Genomic DNA, 13,917 nt, shown 5'->3' on the forward strand with positions numbered 1-13,917 from the left:
GAAGGATGTACGGAGCGGCGCCCCGGCACAGCGCCCCCCTCGGGAATCGCCACACCCGGGGGACCGGCCGGCCGGGCGGGGCCGCACACGGACCGGGCCGACCTTCCAAGGTCGCGGGAAGGTCGGCCCGGGGAAAACCAGCGCGAGGGCGGCGGTCCGCCCCGCGGATGCCGCGGGGTCAGTCCAGGTAGTCGCGGAGCACCTGGGAGCGAGACGGATGCCGGAGTTTCGACATCGTCTTGCTTTCTATCTGACGGATCCGCTCGCGGGTCACGCCGTAGACCTTGCCGATCTCGTCCAGCGTCTTGGGCTGGCCGTCGGTCAGGCCGAAGCGCATGGAGACCACCCCGGCCTCGCGCTCGGACAGGGTGTCGAGCACGGAGTGGAGCTGCTCCTGCAGCAGGGTGAAGCTGACCGCCTCACCCGGCTGGATGGCTTCGGAGTCCTCGATGAGGTCACCGAACTCGCTGTCGCCGTCCTCACCCAGCGGGGTGTGCAGCGAGATGGGCTCGCGCCCGTACTTCTGGACCTCGACGACCTTCTCGGGGGTCATGTCGAGTTCCTTGGCCAGCTCCTCCGGGGTGGGTTCCCGGCCGAGGTCCTGCAGCATCTGGCGCTGGACCCGGGCCAGCTTGTTGATGACCTCGACCATGTGCACCGGGATGCGGATGGTGCGGGCCTGGTCGGCCATGGCCCGGGTGATGGCCTGGCGGATCCACCAGGTCGCGTAGGTGGAGAACTTGAAGCCCTTGGTGTAGTCGAACTTCTCGACCGCGCGGATCAGGCCGAGGTTGCCCTCCTGGATCAGGTCCAGGAAGAGCATGCCGCGGCCGGTGTAGCGCTTGGCCAGCGAGACCACGAGCCGGAGGTTCGCCTCCAACAGGTGCTTCTTGGCGCGCCCGCCGTCCTCGGCGATCCATTCGAGTTCGTCGAGCAGCTCGGGGGTGAGCGTGTGCCGCTCCTCCGCCAGCTTCTCCTCGGCGAACAGGCCGGCCTCGATGCGCTTGGCGAGCTCGACCTCCTGCTCGGCGTTGAGCAGCGCGACGTTGCCGATCTGCTTCAGGTAGTCCTTGACCGGGTCCGCGGTGGCACCGGCGGCGACGACCTGGGCCGCGGGGGCGTCGTCGTCATCGTCATAGAGGACGAACGCCTCGTCCTCCGATGTGCTGGACACCGTCTTCTCCGGGGCGCCGGCCCCGGGGCGGGCCCCGCGCCCGACGGGCTCGGGCTTCTCCGGGCGGTCCTCGACGAGCTCCAGCTCGACACCGGTGTCTTCGAGGTCGTCGGCGATCTCCAGGTCGAGGTCCTGGTCCTCGGCCGCGGCGAGACCGATCTCGTCCTCGGGCTTCTTCTTCTCGGCGGCCTTGGCCTTCTTGGCGGTCGGCTTGGCCGTGGACGTGGCGGCGGTCTTCTTCGCCTTCGTCGCCTTGCCGGCGGTCCCCTCCTCGGCCTGAGCGGCGGCCGCACGCTTCTTGGGAGCGGGCGTCGCGGAGGCGGCACCGGAGTCGACGACCGCGGTCACGGTGTCGGGCTGCTCCTGCGCCGCGGCGGCACGCTTGGCCCTGGTCGTCGTGGTGGCGGCCTTCTTGGCTGCAGGCTTGGCGGCGGGCGCCTTGCGCCGCGCGGACTTACGCCGCGCGGGTGCCGACTCCTCGGCTCCGACCACGAGGGTGACCCCCTCCTTGGTCAGGCTCCGGAGCACGGCCTGGGCCTGCGACATCGGGATGTCGGCCTCCTCGAAGGCACGGCGCACGTCCTCGGGCTCAAGGTACCCCTGGGACCGCCCACGCTCGATCAGCTGCTGGATGACGGGCTCTTGCAGCGACTCCGGCTGCTTAGAGCGGGTCGAACTGGCAGGTGACACAAACACCTCTCGAACGGACGTGTGGCGAGATTGCTGGACCCGGCGGCCGAAGAGCCACGAGGGAGAGCGCTGCCCTGTCCTCGCTGTTGCCCGGGATCGTCCTCGCCTCGGCGAGGAAGACTTATTTTCTTCAGCGTATGCGCCCTGTCTAGCGTTTGGGCACATCCGCCCAGTAGGATTTTTCTCCGCGATACGTGCGGATCGAACCCCACCGTCGGGTCCTCGAACCCACCCCCCGCGCGAGCGGGGTTAATGGTTCCTCCACCTTAGGCAAAGTGGCGGACTTCTTCGTACGGTCTGCTTACTCCGGCGTGGCCTCGTTCACCGGAAGGTGGACGGCGAGCAGTGTGACGTCGTCGTCCTGCTCATACCCTGCGAGCATGCCCTCAACAAGGTACTCCAGCATGTGCTGTGGATCCCCCACCACCTCCGGCGGCGCCTGAGACGCTACGGCGACTAGATCTTCGATCCCGGTGGCGACGGCCCGCCTCCGGTTCTCAACAAGTCCATCGGAGTAGAGCACCACGGTGTTACCGGGTTCCACGAAAAATTTCTGGTGCCCGCGCTCCGAACTCACCCCCAGCGGCGTGTCGGGCTCTCCTTCCAGCAGGCGCGGCGCCCCGTCGGCGGAGACCACCAGGGGCGGCGGGTGGCCCGCGTTGCTCAGGTCGATCTGCCCGGTCTCCGGGTCGAGGACGAAGTAGACCAGGGTGGTGACCTGGTCCAGGCCCTCGGTCGCGTCGAACATGCGGTCGAGCCCGGTGAGCACGTCGGCGGGCTCGGGCATGCTGAACGCCAGCGCCCGCAGGGCGTTGCGCACCCGGCTCATCCCGGTGGCCGCCTTGAGCCCCTTGCCCATGACGTCGCCGAGGACGCCGGCCACCCGGCCGTCGGGCAGCGGGAAGGCGTCGTACCAGTCGCCGCCCACCTGCACGTGCTGGGTGCCGGAGCTGTAGGAGGCCCGCATCCGGATGCCCTTGACCTCGGGCAGGTCCTCGGGCAGCAGGCTCTGCTGCAGTGCCTCCGCGGTGCGGTGCTCACGTTCGAAGAGCTGGGCGCGCTCCAGTGCGAGCGCGCACTGCCCGGCCAGCGCCTCCAGGAAGACCTTCTCCTCGTCGGAGACGTCGCGGCGACCGGTGAACGCGAAGCGCAGCGCGCCCATCGGCAGCCCGGCGCTGAGCAGGGGCAGGGCGATCCACGCCTGCTCGTCGGTGTGTTCCAGGAAGCGCTCCACCTCGGGCGCGTCGTCGAGCAGGGCGCGCAGCTCCAGCCGGCTGCCGACGATGAGCGGCCCGCGCTCGCGCACGGCCGCCGCCATCGTGCAGGGGAAGTCCAGTGCGGCGTCGCACGGCTGGGCGCCGGGGATGTCGGGCAGCTCGTAGGCGGAGGAGCCCAGCAGCCGCAGCCGGAGGCGGTCGCGGTCCAGTTCGGCGATGGTGGTGCGGTCGGCGCCCACCGCGGAGCGGCCGATCTCGGCCATGACCTCGACGACCTGGTCGACGGTGAGCGCCTCGGCCAGGTCGGAGGTGGCCTTCTGCAACCGCACCGTACGCAGTGCCGCCTCACCCAGCTGCTGGGTGAGGCGCTGCCGCATGTCGTCGGCCTCACGCTGGACGGTGACGTCGGTGTTGGCGCCGACCCACTCCACGACCTCGCCGCCACGGGTGATCGGCACCGCCCGCGAGCGGTAGTGCCGGGTCTCGCCGGACTGGCTGCGGATCCGGAAGGTGGCGTCGAAGATCATCCGGTCGGCGACGGCATCGTCCCAGGCGCGCTCGACCCGCTCCCGGTCGTCGGGGTGGACGGCGTCGAGCCAGCCGCGGCCCAGGTACCGCTCGACCGTCTGGCCGGTGATGGCACGCCATTCCGGGCAGTCCTCGCCGACCTCCCCTTCCGGGTCGGCCGCCCAGACCACCTGGTTGGTGGCGGCGAGCAGGGACCGGTAGCGCTCCTCGCTGCGGCGCAACGCCACCTCCGCCTTGTGCCTGTCGCTCAGGTCGACCGCGATGAGCGCCACGCCGTCGATCACTCCGTCCTCACCGTAGGCGGGAAACCAGGACAGGGCCCAGTGCGGCTGCTCTCCGTAGCCGTCCGTGTCGCCGCCGACGAGGTGGTGGTCGCTGTAGACCACGGTCTCACCGGCGAGTGCCGCCGTGATGGCGGATTCGTGGGCCGCGACGTCGTCCGGAGAGGAGCAGACCTCGGCCGGGGTACGCCCGTGGAGTTCGGCTTCGCCGTGTCCGTATATCCCGGCCAGTGTCCGATTCACCCGGCGGAAGCGGGCCGAGGTGTCGAGAAACGCGAATCCGATGGGTGCTTCCTTGAGCAGCGTGTCGAGCAGGGCCGAATCGGAGGACCCGAGTCCGGACATGCGAGGGAGCGGGAGGGATGTCTCGGTGCTCAACAATGACACCTCCGGGGTCCGGGTCACCCCCACGGGCGTGGGGCTCGCTCATGCGAGCGCCAAGAGCTTAACGAATCAGGGGGAGGGAAAGAGGACGTGAGGCGGACCGGCACCGCCCCGGCTCCGGCCACCTCGCGGCGACGCGTGCGGACGCGGCGCCGTCTCCGCCCAGCATAGGCCACCGGTCTCCGGGGAGCCGATGCCGCGGCGGAAAGTCAACGTCGTTCACGGAAGGCAAATGATACGCCGTGATGCTCACGTTCGCTGCCCCAGGCCTGGTTTCGGTCAGCCCATTCTCGGCGAAACGCCGCCTTGAGCTGGAGGAACATGGATATTTACAGAGCCAGGCAGTTTTCCCTCTTGGTCCGAAAAAGGTATACACCAATTAAAGGTCGGCCGGAGAGGGGTTGACACCCTTCCCCGAACAAGTGAAATGGATGGAGGTCGCCGTCCAGACCACCGCCAGCGAGGGGCGTGAGCAAGGATGCTCCAGACCTATCCCGTCCGTGACCTGCAGGAGGTCACGGCCCGACTGCACGACGAGTTCAGCGTCCTGTCCCATCGATGCGTCGAACGCTGTGTCAACGACAGCTGGAAATGCGCGGAGCACCTCGGGTACCAGGTCACGCCGAGCCTGGTGGAGGGCCTCGCCAGGGAACACCTGCAAGCCATGATCAACTCGCAGCCGCCGTCCCGGCTGAGCGTCCCCCTGCCGACCCGGCCACGCGAAGGACTGCTGTAGGGACCGCTGCCGCCGTCCGCCGCGACGCGGCCGGCACGGCGCACGGACGCGCGGTGCGCGCACTCCGGGGCGCCCCACCGGGGCGCCCTCCTCGTGTGGGTGCACCACGTTCGCGCCGAACGCCGTGTGCACACCGCGGCGGCGATGCGAACCGGCCCGGACCACGTGTGCCATAGGCTTTATCGGGTGTCCGTTCCTTCCCACTCCCCGCGGCCGGACGGCGAGCCCGTGCCGGACGCCGTCTTCGCAGAGATGCTGCGCGCGGCCCGAGCGCTCCTCGCGATGCGGCACCCGCTGGACGCCGAGATCGGCGTCAGCGAGATGCTGGGCTCCTGGTGGGGACTGAGCATGCCGGGCACGCCCGGGGCCGACGTCGAACGGCGCCTCGGCGAGGGGCTGGTCGCGCACGCCGCCGCCTCCGGCACCGCGGCCGGGCTCGCCCTGCTGAGCGGCATCGCGGCCCTGGGCACCTCGCGCCGCCAGCGCATCCTCGCCAAGAAGGGCGTCCTCGACCTGAGCGGGCAGGGCGTCGGCCGACCCACGTGGGCCGCCGCGCTGGGCGCCGCTCGGCCCGTCGCCGCCTACGTCTCCGGGTCGCGATTCGGCGACACCGACGACATCATCTGCACCTTTCGCCACGAATGCGACCCCGACCCCGGTGAGGAGGCGAAAGCCGACGGCTCCGGGCACGCGCTGATCGCCGTCGTCGACCACAACAGCGGCGGGGTCCTACGCGACGCCTGGGTGACCACCAAGGTCGGCCGACTGCTGGAGCACTGCCGCGCCGAAGCGGCCGACAACCCCATGGCGACCTTCGAACCGCTGGACCTCGGCCGCGCCCGCGACCTGCTGGAGGCCGCGGTCGCCCGCACCGACCGGCGGCTGGCCGACAGCACCGCGGCGCACACCGACCCCGACACGGCCGCACACGGCCCCGGGCTCACCGGACGATCCCTCGCGGCGCACCATGCCCTGCTCCGCGCCCGGATCCGGGTCCTGCCACACGCGCCGGAAAGCGCCGCCGAACCGGTGTGGCGGCATGACCGCAGGGCCATGCTGGCCGCGCGCTTCCTCGCCTCCGACGAGGCCGCGGAGCTCTCCGACTCCTATGCGGCCAGCAGATGCGTCGACCACATCATCGACTACGGCTGCGACCGGGACGCCGGCCGCCCGCTGCGGGTGAGCCCGCGCAAGGTCGAAGCGTTCCTGCTGAGCTGGCTGCCGCGGCGAGTGGTCCTGCTCCCGGCCGAGCAGGAGGCCATGCCCCACGTGCTGGCGGCGTGGATCCGCTGGACCGGCCCCAGGTCCGGGCTGCCCGACATCGCGGTCGGTGCCACCCTGGACGCGCTGTGGGAGGCGACCACCCCGTTCACCACCTCCTACCGCGACCCCAGCGCCTCCTTCGGGCTGAACCAGGAGGCGATCCGGCGGCTGCTGCCCGACCGCGACCTGTCGGCGCTGCCCCGCCGCATGTTCGCCTTCCCCCTGCTCGCCAGCGACCTGCTGGAGGAGTCGGCGGGCGACTTCGACCCCTCGACCTCGGCCGGGCGCCGCGCGCTGCTCCGCCTGGACCATTTCGGCGAGTACGACGCTCCGGCCGCCCACCGCGGCAGGCACGAGACCCCGGCCGACGGCGGGGCGACCGACCACGGCACGACCGAGGACGGCGCCCGCGCCGCGACCGAGGCGGAGCTCACCGCGCACGAGCATCTCGCCGAACGCCTGTGGCACGGCGAACCACCCGCGCTGTGGGCGGCGGCCCAGCGTCTCCTCGACCGCGGGCTCAGCCGCCCCGCCGTGCTGCGGACCCTGCTCGACACCCTGGCGTCGGCTCAGGACGGCGAGGAGCCGACGGCGGCGCTGGAGGACCTGTAGTCCTCCGCCGACGACCCCACGGCCCCCTCGCGCCACCCGCCCGACGCCGTCATCACCCGGGCGACAGGAGGCGTTCGCGCAGGGCGGTGACGGTCTCCGGGGCGACCTTCAGGCCGTCGGCGACATAGCCCTCGAAGGACCCGTAGACCCGGTCGGCCTCGTCGAACGCCGACTGCAGGTACTCCGCGCGCACCTCCATCAGCGGCTGGAGCAGGTCCGGGTCGATCCCGTAACGGGCGGCGGACCCGTGCATCCACTCCCGCGCCTGGGCCAGGCGCGCATTGCTGGCGAGGTAGTCGGCGACGATGGTCTCGCGGGGAACATCCAGCAGGGCCAAAAGGACGGCCGCACCCCAGCCGGTGCGGTCCTTGCCCGCGCTGCAGTGGAAGACCAGCGGGGAGGGGCCGGCCGCGGTGAGCCGCACCAGCTCCCCGTACCCGGCCAGGGCGTCCTCCCAACTGACCAGCATGCGGTTGACCTCGTGCACGAAGCGCTCACCGCCGCCGTTGCCGAGCAGTTCGGCGGAGCGCTCCGGGTCGGTCAGCATCGCGGCGAGGTCGGCGCCGGTGCTGTGGTCCCCCTGGACGTCGATGACCGCGTACTCGACGCCGTCGGGGACGCGGTCGGCCGCGGCTGCGCGCTCGAAGGAGGTCCGCAGGTCGACCTGGAGCCGCAGGCCCAGACGGTCGCCGAGCGCGTGCAGCTCGTCGTCGGTGAGGTTGGCCAGGGAGTCGGAGCGGTAGACCAGGCCGCGGCGGACGACGGATCCGTCGCGGGTGGTGTGTCCGCCGAGGTCGCGGAAGTTGGGGGCGCTGGCCGGGAAGTGGGCGTCATTCGTCACGGATGCGACGATACCGACCACCGGTCACGGCCCTGTACCGCGCGGCGGCGCCCCTCAGGACGCGGAGGCCCCTCCGCGCAGCGCCGCGATCTCATCGCCCGCCTCCTTGACGTCCTTGACCGTGTCCACGCCGCGCCAGAACCCGTCGATGCGGTACCCGAACAGGCGCCCCTCCTTGGCCAGTTCGGGGAACGTGCCGGACTCGTGGTCACCCTTGACCGGGAGCAGCGGCACGGCGGCGCGCTCGAAGAGGTAGACGCCCGCGTTGATCCAGAACGGCAGCTGCGGGCTCTGCGTGAAGCCCTCGATCACACCGTCGTCGGCGACGTCCACGATCCCCCAGGTGGTCTGGAACCGGGCCAGCGCCAGGGTGACCAGTCCGCCCTTGCCCCGGTGGTAGGCGGTGAACTCGTCCAGCGGGAACCAGGTGAGGATGTCGCCGTTGAGGGCGTAGAAGGGGTCGCCGGAGCCCCGCAGGCCGCCGGCCGCGTGGCGCAGACCGCCGCCGCGGCCCAGCGGCTCCTCCTCGACCACCAGGGTGGTCTCGGGGCCGCCGCCGCGCCCGGCCAGGTGGTCGCGGAGCACCTCCGCCTTGTACCCGCAGGACACGACCACGTGCTCGACGCCGTGTCCGGCCAGCCAGTCGAGCTGGTGGTCGATGATCGGCCTTCCCGCGACCTCGACCATGGCCTTGGGGCGGGTGTCGGTGTAGGGGCGCAGCCGCGTGGCCTGGCCTCCGGCCAGGATGATCGCCTGGGTGACGGGAGCGGCGGTGGAGTGTCCGGTCATGCAGCGGAGCGTAGCAGGCCGGTATTCCGCGCGGATGGCGGAGCTCGGCGCCGCCGGCGGGGCCCGCGGGGGCCCTGGTTCAGCTCTGGGTGAGCTCCGAGTAGGCCTGGCGCAGATCCGCGCTGGTGACCAGGGTCAGCTCGGCGGCGGTGGCGGAGTCGCCGAGTTCCTCGGCCACCCGCAGGTCCCGGTAGGAGCACGCCTTCTCGAACAGGGAGCGGGCGAAGCGCCCGTTGCCCAGTTCGTCGATCCAGCCCCCCTCGCACACGTAGCCGAAGATCCGCCGCAGGTCCTCCCGCGCCTCGGGGTCGAAGGCGTCGCCGGTGCGGGCCGCCACCACATCGGCGATCTCACTCAGCTCGTCGGCGGTGTAGCTGGGGAAGGCCACCCGCACGTTGAAGCGGGAGGACAGCCCGACGTTGCTCGCCAGGAAGCGGTCCATCTCCGCCGGGTACCCGGCCAGGACCACGACCAGCCGGTCCCGGTCGTCCTCGGCCCGCTTGAGCAGGGTCTGGATCGCTTCGGCGCCGAACGCGTCGCCGCCGCTATAGCCGGGGTTGGCCAGGGCGTAGGCCTCGTCGACGAACAGCACGCCGCCCAGCGCGCGGTCGACGAGCCGGTCGGTCTTGATCGCCGTCGCGCCGAGGTGCTCCCCCACCAGGTCGGAGCGCTGCGCCTCCACGACCTCGGCCCGGCCGAGCAGCCCGAGCGCGGCGAACACGCGGCCCAGCACGCGTGCCACCGAGGTCTTGCCGGTGCCCGGCGGCCCGGAGAAGACGAAGTGCCGCATCGGCGCCTGGGTGCGCAGTCCCTGCTCCTCCCGGAGCTTGGCCACCTGGAGCTGGGCGACGATCGAGCGCACCTGGGCCTTGACCGGCTCCAGGCCGATCATGCCGTCGAGCTCGGCCAGGGCCTCGGTGATGTCCGGTGTCTCCCCGAACCCGGGCAGCCGCGCGGTGAGCTCGTCGAACGCGGTCACGATGTCGGCGGCGCGCACGGTGACCAGGTCGTCCGGCACCGGGCGGCCCCCGCCGTGGCCCGCTGTCACCACGCGCACGTCGCGGGCCTCGGCCGACTTCTCCACCAGTGAGCGCACGAAGCGGCCGTTGCCCAGGTCGTCGATGACGCCGCGCTGGACCACCTGGTCGAACCGGCGGCGCAGTACCGGGCGCGCCGTGTCCTCGACCAGGTCGCCCCGCTGCTCGAAGTGGTGCTCGGAGATCCGCCGCAGCTCCTCGGCGGTGTAGCTGGGAAAGGTGACGCGGGTGGCGAAGCGCGAGGCCAACCCGGGGTTGGAGGCCAGGAAGCGGTCCATCTCGGTCTCGTATCCGGCGAGGATGACCACGAGCCGCTCGCGGTCGTCCTCGGCGCGCTTGAGCAGGGTCTGCACGGCCTCGTTGCCGAAGCGGTCGGGCTGCCCGTCGCCGTCGTTGACCAGGGAGTAGGCCTCGTCGATGAACAGCACGCCGCCCAGGGCCCGGTCCACCAGCTCGTTGGTCTTGATCGCGGTCGCACCGAGGTACTCGCCGACCAGGTCGGCACGCTGCGCCTCGACCACGTGCGGCGTGGGGAGCAGGCCGAAGGAGTGGAAGATCGTCGCGAGGGTGCGGGCGACACTGGTCTTGCCGGTGCCCGGCGGTCCGGAGAACACCAGGTGCCGCAGGGGCTTCTCCACGGAGTAGCCGGCGTCGGCGCGCAGGCGCGCCGCCTCGATGGACGCCGCGATCGCGCGGACCTGCTGCTTGACCGGATCGAGGCCGATCATGTTCTCCAGCCGGGCCAGGGCCTGGTCGACCGGGATGGGCTCGGGCACCTCGCCGTCCCGCGCGCCGGGGCCGCCCTTCCCCCCCTCGGTGGCGCGGTCGCGGCGCCGGTCCGCGGCCCCGTCGGTCGGATGGTCGGTCCGGTGGTCGGCGAGGTCGCCGGTACGGCTGCCCGCGCGGGGGAAGAGGCCGGACCCTCCCGGCCGCCTCCCCGCGGCGGCGTCCGCACCGTCGCGGGGCTCCATGCCGCGGCGCAACCGGTATCCGGCCAGTGCCCGCCAGCCCAGGGCGGTGGCCGCGGCCACCGCGCACACGGCGACGCCGGCGCCCGGCCCGACGGTGTCGGTGAGCAGCCCGGCGAGCGCGACGGCCAGGCCCACGATCAGCCCGACCAGCAGTGCCAGCAGGGTGGTGTGCCAGACGGGGAAGGCGGTGATGCGGGCGGCGCCCAGCGCCACCAGCAGCGGGATGAGCGGCAGGAGCAGCAGCACCGAGGAATCGGCCACCGAGATCGGGATCTGGAACAGGACGTAGGCCAGGACCAGCCAGACCAGGCTGACCAGGGCCGTGGCGACGGCGTCGGACGAGCGCATCAGCGCGGCGAAGAGGGACAGCGCCGCGACGGCGATCACGATGGCGAGGAGGACCGGGAAGGCGGCGAGGTAGGCGAGCGCGGCGGCGGCGGTGACGGCGGCCAGGGCCGCGAACAGCCGGGTCCGCGGCGGGAAGGCGTAGTAGGCGGCGCGCAGCCGGGCGAGCGGCGTCCGAGTCTCGGCTCTCGGGGAGATGCGGGTCCGGTCCTCGCGTGCCATCACCTGCTCCTCCCCGCTGTGTGCTGCGCCGTGTGCGTCACCGAGCGCTCCGCGGCGCCGACGGCCGCTCACCTTTTCTACCGCCCCGGGGCCGCGGCCCGACAGGCCCTGCGCCGGGACCCATCTTGGCGGCTGCGGCGGCGTTCCGCCGGGTTCCACCGCCCCGGGGAGCCCGGCGTGTCGCGCGCGGCGCGGTTCCGGGCCGACCCGATCTAGAGGAGGGGCAGCTGGCCGTCGCGGTCGGGCCGGTGCCGGCGCAGGTGCCGCCACTTCGGCAGTTTGTCCAGGTAGGACCAGCTCATTCGGTGGTGGGGGGTGGGTCCCTTCTCGGCGAGTGCGGCGCGGTGCGCGGGCGAGGGGTATCCGGCGGCGGTCGCGAAGCCGTAGCCGGGGTACTGTGCGTCGAGCCCGGCCATGTAGGTGTCGCGGTGCACCTTGGCCAGGACGGAGGCGGCGGCGACCGTGACGCTGGTGAGGTCGGCCTGGATCTGGGTCCGCACCGGCCAGGGTGCGCCGAGGTAGTCGTGTTTGCCGTCGAGGATGACGAGATCGGGCCGGATGCGCAGGCCGTCCAGGGCGCGGGCGGCGCAGCGGCGCAGTGCCTCGGTCATGCCGACCTCGTCGATCTCCTCCGGCTCGGCGGCACCGAAGGCATGGTCGGCCACCCACGGGCGCAGCAGCTCGGCCATGGCCGTGCGGCGCTTGGGGCTGAGCTTCTTGGAGTCGGTGAGGCCGTCGGGCGGTACCGATCCGTCGGTGACGGCGGCGCAGACCACGACGGGTCCGGCCCAGGCGCCCCGGCCGACCTCGTCGACCCCGGCGATGCGGGTGGCGCCCCGCTCGGCGAGCCGGCGCTCCAGGTCGTAGGTGGGTGCACCGCCGGAGCGGGGAGCGGTGGGAGAGGATGAGGCGGCCACGCGGCACAGCTTAGAGGAACCGGCGGCGCGCGGCTCCCCACCCGCTCATGCCGCGTTCACCGGCGCGGGGCCAGGTCGCGCAGCAGGGAGTGCCCGGCGTTGGCGCAGGCCACCGACATCCAGACCCCGATGATGGGGAGGACGGCCTCGCTGCCGAGGACCACCGCCAGCAGGAACGTCAGGACGAGCCCGGTACCGGCGGAGAGCACCGCCACGGCCAGTGTGCTCCAGGTCCGCACCAGCCACTCGGGGGCACCAGCCCCGCCGGTGCGCGGCGCGGGTGCCGTGTAGGGCCCGCGCGACGCGGAGGAGACGCCGAGGCGGGCGTCGATACGCCGGTCGATCTCCTCGCCGATGCGCTCCACGAGCCCTTCGGCCACGACGTCGTCGTAGGCCGCGCCGAGCTCCCCGCGGGCCGCGACCGCCGACCGGATCTCGCCGTCGACGCCACCGTTCCCATGCGCCACGTTCTCACTCATGTCCGGCCTAACGCCGGGCGGCGCACCGACGGTTCCGTCCGTGCCCGTACGTGCCCGACCCGGACGACCAGGACGTACGGTCGCGGTCCGCGGTCGGAAACGGACGAACCCCACGCCGGATTCGGGCCTCCGGAGGCCCGATCATGCTCCGCGTCTCCCCTATCCTGAGGGGCGGGCCGCTTCGCGGCGGCCGTCTTGATAGGTGACGCGGCGACCAGCGGCCCGAGCCCTGGCGTCGGCCGTGCACGATGGCGTACCGAATCTCAGTGGGGAGAGGCCGGCACAATGACCCCCGTAGCCCCGACGCCCGGGTCCGACCCACAGGGCGGCGACGGCTCACCCGGTGACCAGGACTCGGTCGCGAAACTGATCGAGATCGCGCATCGTCCGACCCTGGGCCAGCGGCTCATCTCCTGGTCGTCGCGGCCCCCGGGCCGCCTCTACCTCCCGGCCTGCGCGTTCATCGGGCTGGTGCTGCTGCACGAGGACAGCATGCCCGGCGGCCACCTGCCGAGCTGGGTGATCGGCATGGGCGGGGGCGCGTTCCTCGCGGCGATGGGCGCACTGCGGCTGGGAATCGCGCTGTCGGTCGCCCGCCCGATGATCCGCCGCTACTGGCTGCGCTGGGTCACCGCTCCGGTGATCGCGGCGCTGGCCATCGTTCTGTCGGTGATGGACGTCCCGCTGCAGGCACGGGTCGACGCGTCCCATGACCAGCTGCTACAGGTGGGCGCCACCGCCAACCGGTCCACCGCCATCCCGATGAACGGGACCTGGGCGGGGCTGTACCCGCTGGCGGCGGTGTCGGTTTCGGACGGCGTCACCCGCTACACCGTGCAGGGTGCCGGATTGCTGCGCGACTCCGGTCTGGCCTACAGCACCGAGGAGCTGCCCACCGACGTCTTCGTCCCGGGGCACGGCGGGGTGGTCTACGAGCACATCACCGGCGACTGGTACGCCTGGAGCGAGTACTGACGGGACGTGGGGGTGTGCGACGGCCCGGGTAAGAGTTCCCGGCACCGCCCCACCGGCCGCTTTCGCACCGGACCCGCCCACCCGCAGGGCTTCCGGGAGCCGCCCGTGGCACATGTCACGGGCGGCTTCGACGTCCCGGGGCTCGCCTCTCACCGCCTTCTTATACCGGTTCGGTAAACCTAGGGGCGGAACTCGCGAGTCTTTGGCGACCCGAGGGACGGAGGACATGATGAGTGAATTCATGACGACGCTGCACCTGCGGATCTACGACGCGGTCCGCGCGCTGCGCCGCGCACACGAGCGGGGCGACGAGGCGCTGTGCGCCGCCCAGGCCGGCGAGATCGAGGACCTGGTGGAGATCGCCGCCCGGCACGGGGTGGACATAGGAAGCGGCTACAAGGAGCTGGCGCACGCAGCGTGAAGGGGGAGGCCGTCGGCCTCCCCCTTCTGCGTGGC

The 13,917-nt window shown here is 72.2% G+C and carries 11 protein-coding genes; 4 read left to right on the forward strand and 7 right to left on the reverse strand.

Features of this window, described 5'->3' with window-relative positions; genetic code table 11:
- Positions 1-178: 178 nt before the first annotated feature.
- Together HNR23_RS14090 and HNR23_RS14095 are read right to left on the reverse strand one after the other, a co-directional pair.
- On the reverse strand, positions 179-1,864 hold the full coding sequence (locus HNR23_RS14090) for an RNA polymerase sigma factor (protein WP_184076017.1): 1,686 nt from the start codon (positions 1,862-1,864) through the stop codon (positions 179-181).
- A gap of 301 nt (positions 1,865-2,165) precedes the next feature.
- The gene (locus tag HNR23_RS14095; protein ID WP_184080307.1) at positions 2,166-4,235 is read right to left on the reverse strand and encodes a SpoIIE family protein phosphatase; all 2,070 of its coding nucleotides are present in this window, start codon (positions 4,233-4,235) and stop codon (positions 2,166-2,168) included.
- Between the two features lie 517 nt (positions 4,236-4,752).
- Between HNR23_RS14095 and HNR23_RS14100 the strand changes: the two genes are divergently transcribed.
- Together HNR23_RS14100 and HNR23_RS14105 are read left to right on the forward strand one after the other, a co-directional pair.
- On the forward strand, positions 4,753-5,010 hold the full coding sequence (locus tag HNR23_RS14100; RefSeq protein ID WP_184076018.1) for a hypothetical protein: 258 nt from the start codon (positions 4,753-4,755) through the stop codon (positions 5,008-5,010).
- Positions 5,011-5,262: 252 nt separating this feature from the next.
- The gene (locus HNR23_RS14105) at positions 5,263-6,885 is read left to right on the forward strand and encodes a hypothetical protein (protein WP_184080309.1); all 1,623 of its coding nucleotides are present in this window, start codon (positions 5,263-5,265) and stop codon (positions 6,883-6,885) included.
- A 52-nt stretch (positions 6,886-6,937) separates the two neighbouring features.
- Here HNR23_RS14105 and HNR23_RS14110 read toward each other — a convergent pair whose 3' ends face one another.
- The 5 genes from HNR23_RS14110 to HNR23_RS14130 all read right to left on the reverse strand — a co-directional run bounded on the left by HNR23_RS14110 (position 6,938) and on the right by HNR23_RS14130 (position 12,486).
- The gene (locus HNR23_RS14110) at positions 6,938-7,726 is read right to left on the reverse strand and encodes a tyrosine-protein phosphatase (RefSeq protein ID WP_184076019.1); all 789 of its coding nucleotides are present in this window, start codon (positions 7,724-7,726) and stop codon (positions 6,938-6,940) included.
- A 54-nt stretch (positions 7,727-7,780) separates the two neighbouring features.
- A complete protein-coding gene (locus tag HNR23_RS14115; RefSeq protein ID WP_184076020.1) occupies positions 7,781-8,515 on the reverse strand; it encodes a nucleotidyltransferase family protein in 735 nt (244 codons plus the stop codon).
- A gap of 79 nt (positions 8,516-8,594) precedes the next feature.
- The gene (locus HNR23_RS14120) at positions 8,595-11,090 is read right to left on the reverse strand and encodes an AAA family ATPase (protein ID WP_184076021.1); all 2,496 of its coding nucleotides are present in this window, start codon (positions 11,088-11,090) and stop codon (positions 8,595-8,597) included.
- A gap of 212 nt (positions 11,091-11,302) precedes the next feature.
- Complete coding sequence (locus HNR23_RS14125) at positions 11,303-12,007, reverse strand: ribonuclease HII (protein WP_184076022.1); 705 nt, start codon at positions 12,005-12,007, stop codon at positions 11,303-11,305.
- A 56-nt stretch (positions 12,008-12,063) separates the two neighbouring features.
- Positions 12,064-12,486 carry a hypothetical protein gene (locus HNR23_RS14130; RefSeq protein WP_184076023.1) on the reverse strand — a complete coding sequence of 141 codons (423 nt, stop codon included), beginning with the start codon at positions 12,484-12,486 and terminating at the stop codon, positions 12,064-12,066.
- 285 nt (positions 12,487-12,771) lie between these two features.
- Between HNR23_RS14130 and HNR23_RS14135 the strand changes: the two genes are divergently transcribed.
- Complete coding sequence (locus HNR23_RS14135) at positions 12,772-13,461, forward strand: hypothetical protein (protein ID WP_246421743.1); 690 nt, start codon at positions 12,772-12,774, stop codon at positions 13,459-13,461.
- Positions 13,462-13,690: 229 nt separating this feature from the next.
- Entirely contained in the window at positions 13,691-13,882 is a 192-nt protein-coding gene (locus tag HNR23_RS14140; protein WP_184080313.1) for a hypothetical protein, read from the forward strand.
- Positions 13,883-13,917: the final 35 nt, after the last annotated feature.

It is taken from the genome of Nocardiopsis mwathae (assembly GCF_014201195.1).
Classification (GTDB): Bacteria; Actinomycetota; Actinomycetes; order Streptosporangiales; family Streptosporangiaceae; genus Nocardiopsis_C; species Nocardiopsis_C mwathae.

Excerpts from the sequence above, each read along its gene's own strand:
- HNR23_RS14100 (WP_184076018.1), top strand. The coding sequence starts at position 4,753 with ATGCTCCAGACCTATCCCGTCCGTGACCTGCAGGAGGTCACGGCCCGA.
- HNR23_RS14105 (WP_184080309.1), top strand. The coding sequence starts at position 5,263 with ATGCTGCGCGCGGCCCGAGCGCTCCTCGCGATGCGGCACCCGCTGGAC.
- HNR23_RS14130 (WP_184076023.1), bottom strand. The coding sequence starts at position 12,486 with ATGAGTGAGAACGTGGCGCATGGGAACGGTGGCGTCGACGGCGAGATC.
- HNR23_RS14135 (WP_246421743.1), top strand. The coding sequence starts at position 12,772 with ATGACCCCCGTAGCCCCGACGCCCGGGTCCGACCCACAGGGCGGCGAC.
- HNR23_RS14140 (WP_184080313.1), top strand. The coding sequence starts at position 13,691 with ATGAGTGAATTCATGACGACGCTGCACCTGCGGATCTACGACGCGGTC.
- HNR23_RS14115 (WP_184076020.1), bottom strand. The coding sequence starts at position 8,515 with ATGACCGGACACTCCACCGCCGCTCCCGTCACCCAGGCGATCATCCTG.
- HNR23_RS14095 (WP_184080307.1), bottom strand. The coding sequence starts at position 4,235 with ATGTCCGGACTCGGGTCCTCCGATTCGGCCCTGCTCGACACGCTGCTC.
- HNR23_RS14120 (WP_184076021.1), bottom strand. The coding sequence starts at position 11,090 with ATGGCACGCGAGGACCGGACCCGCATCTCCCCGAGAGCCGAGACTCGG.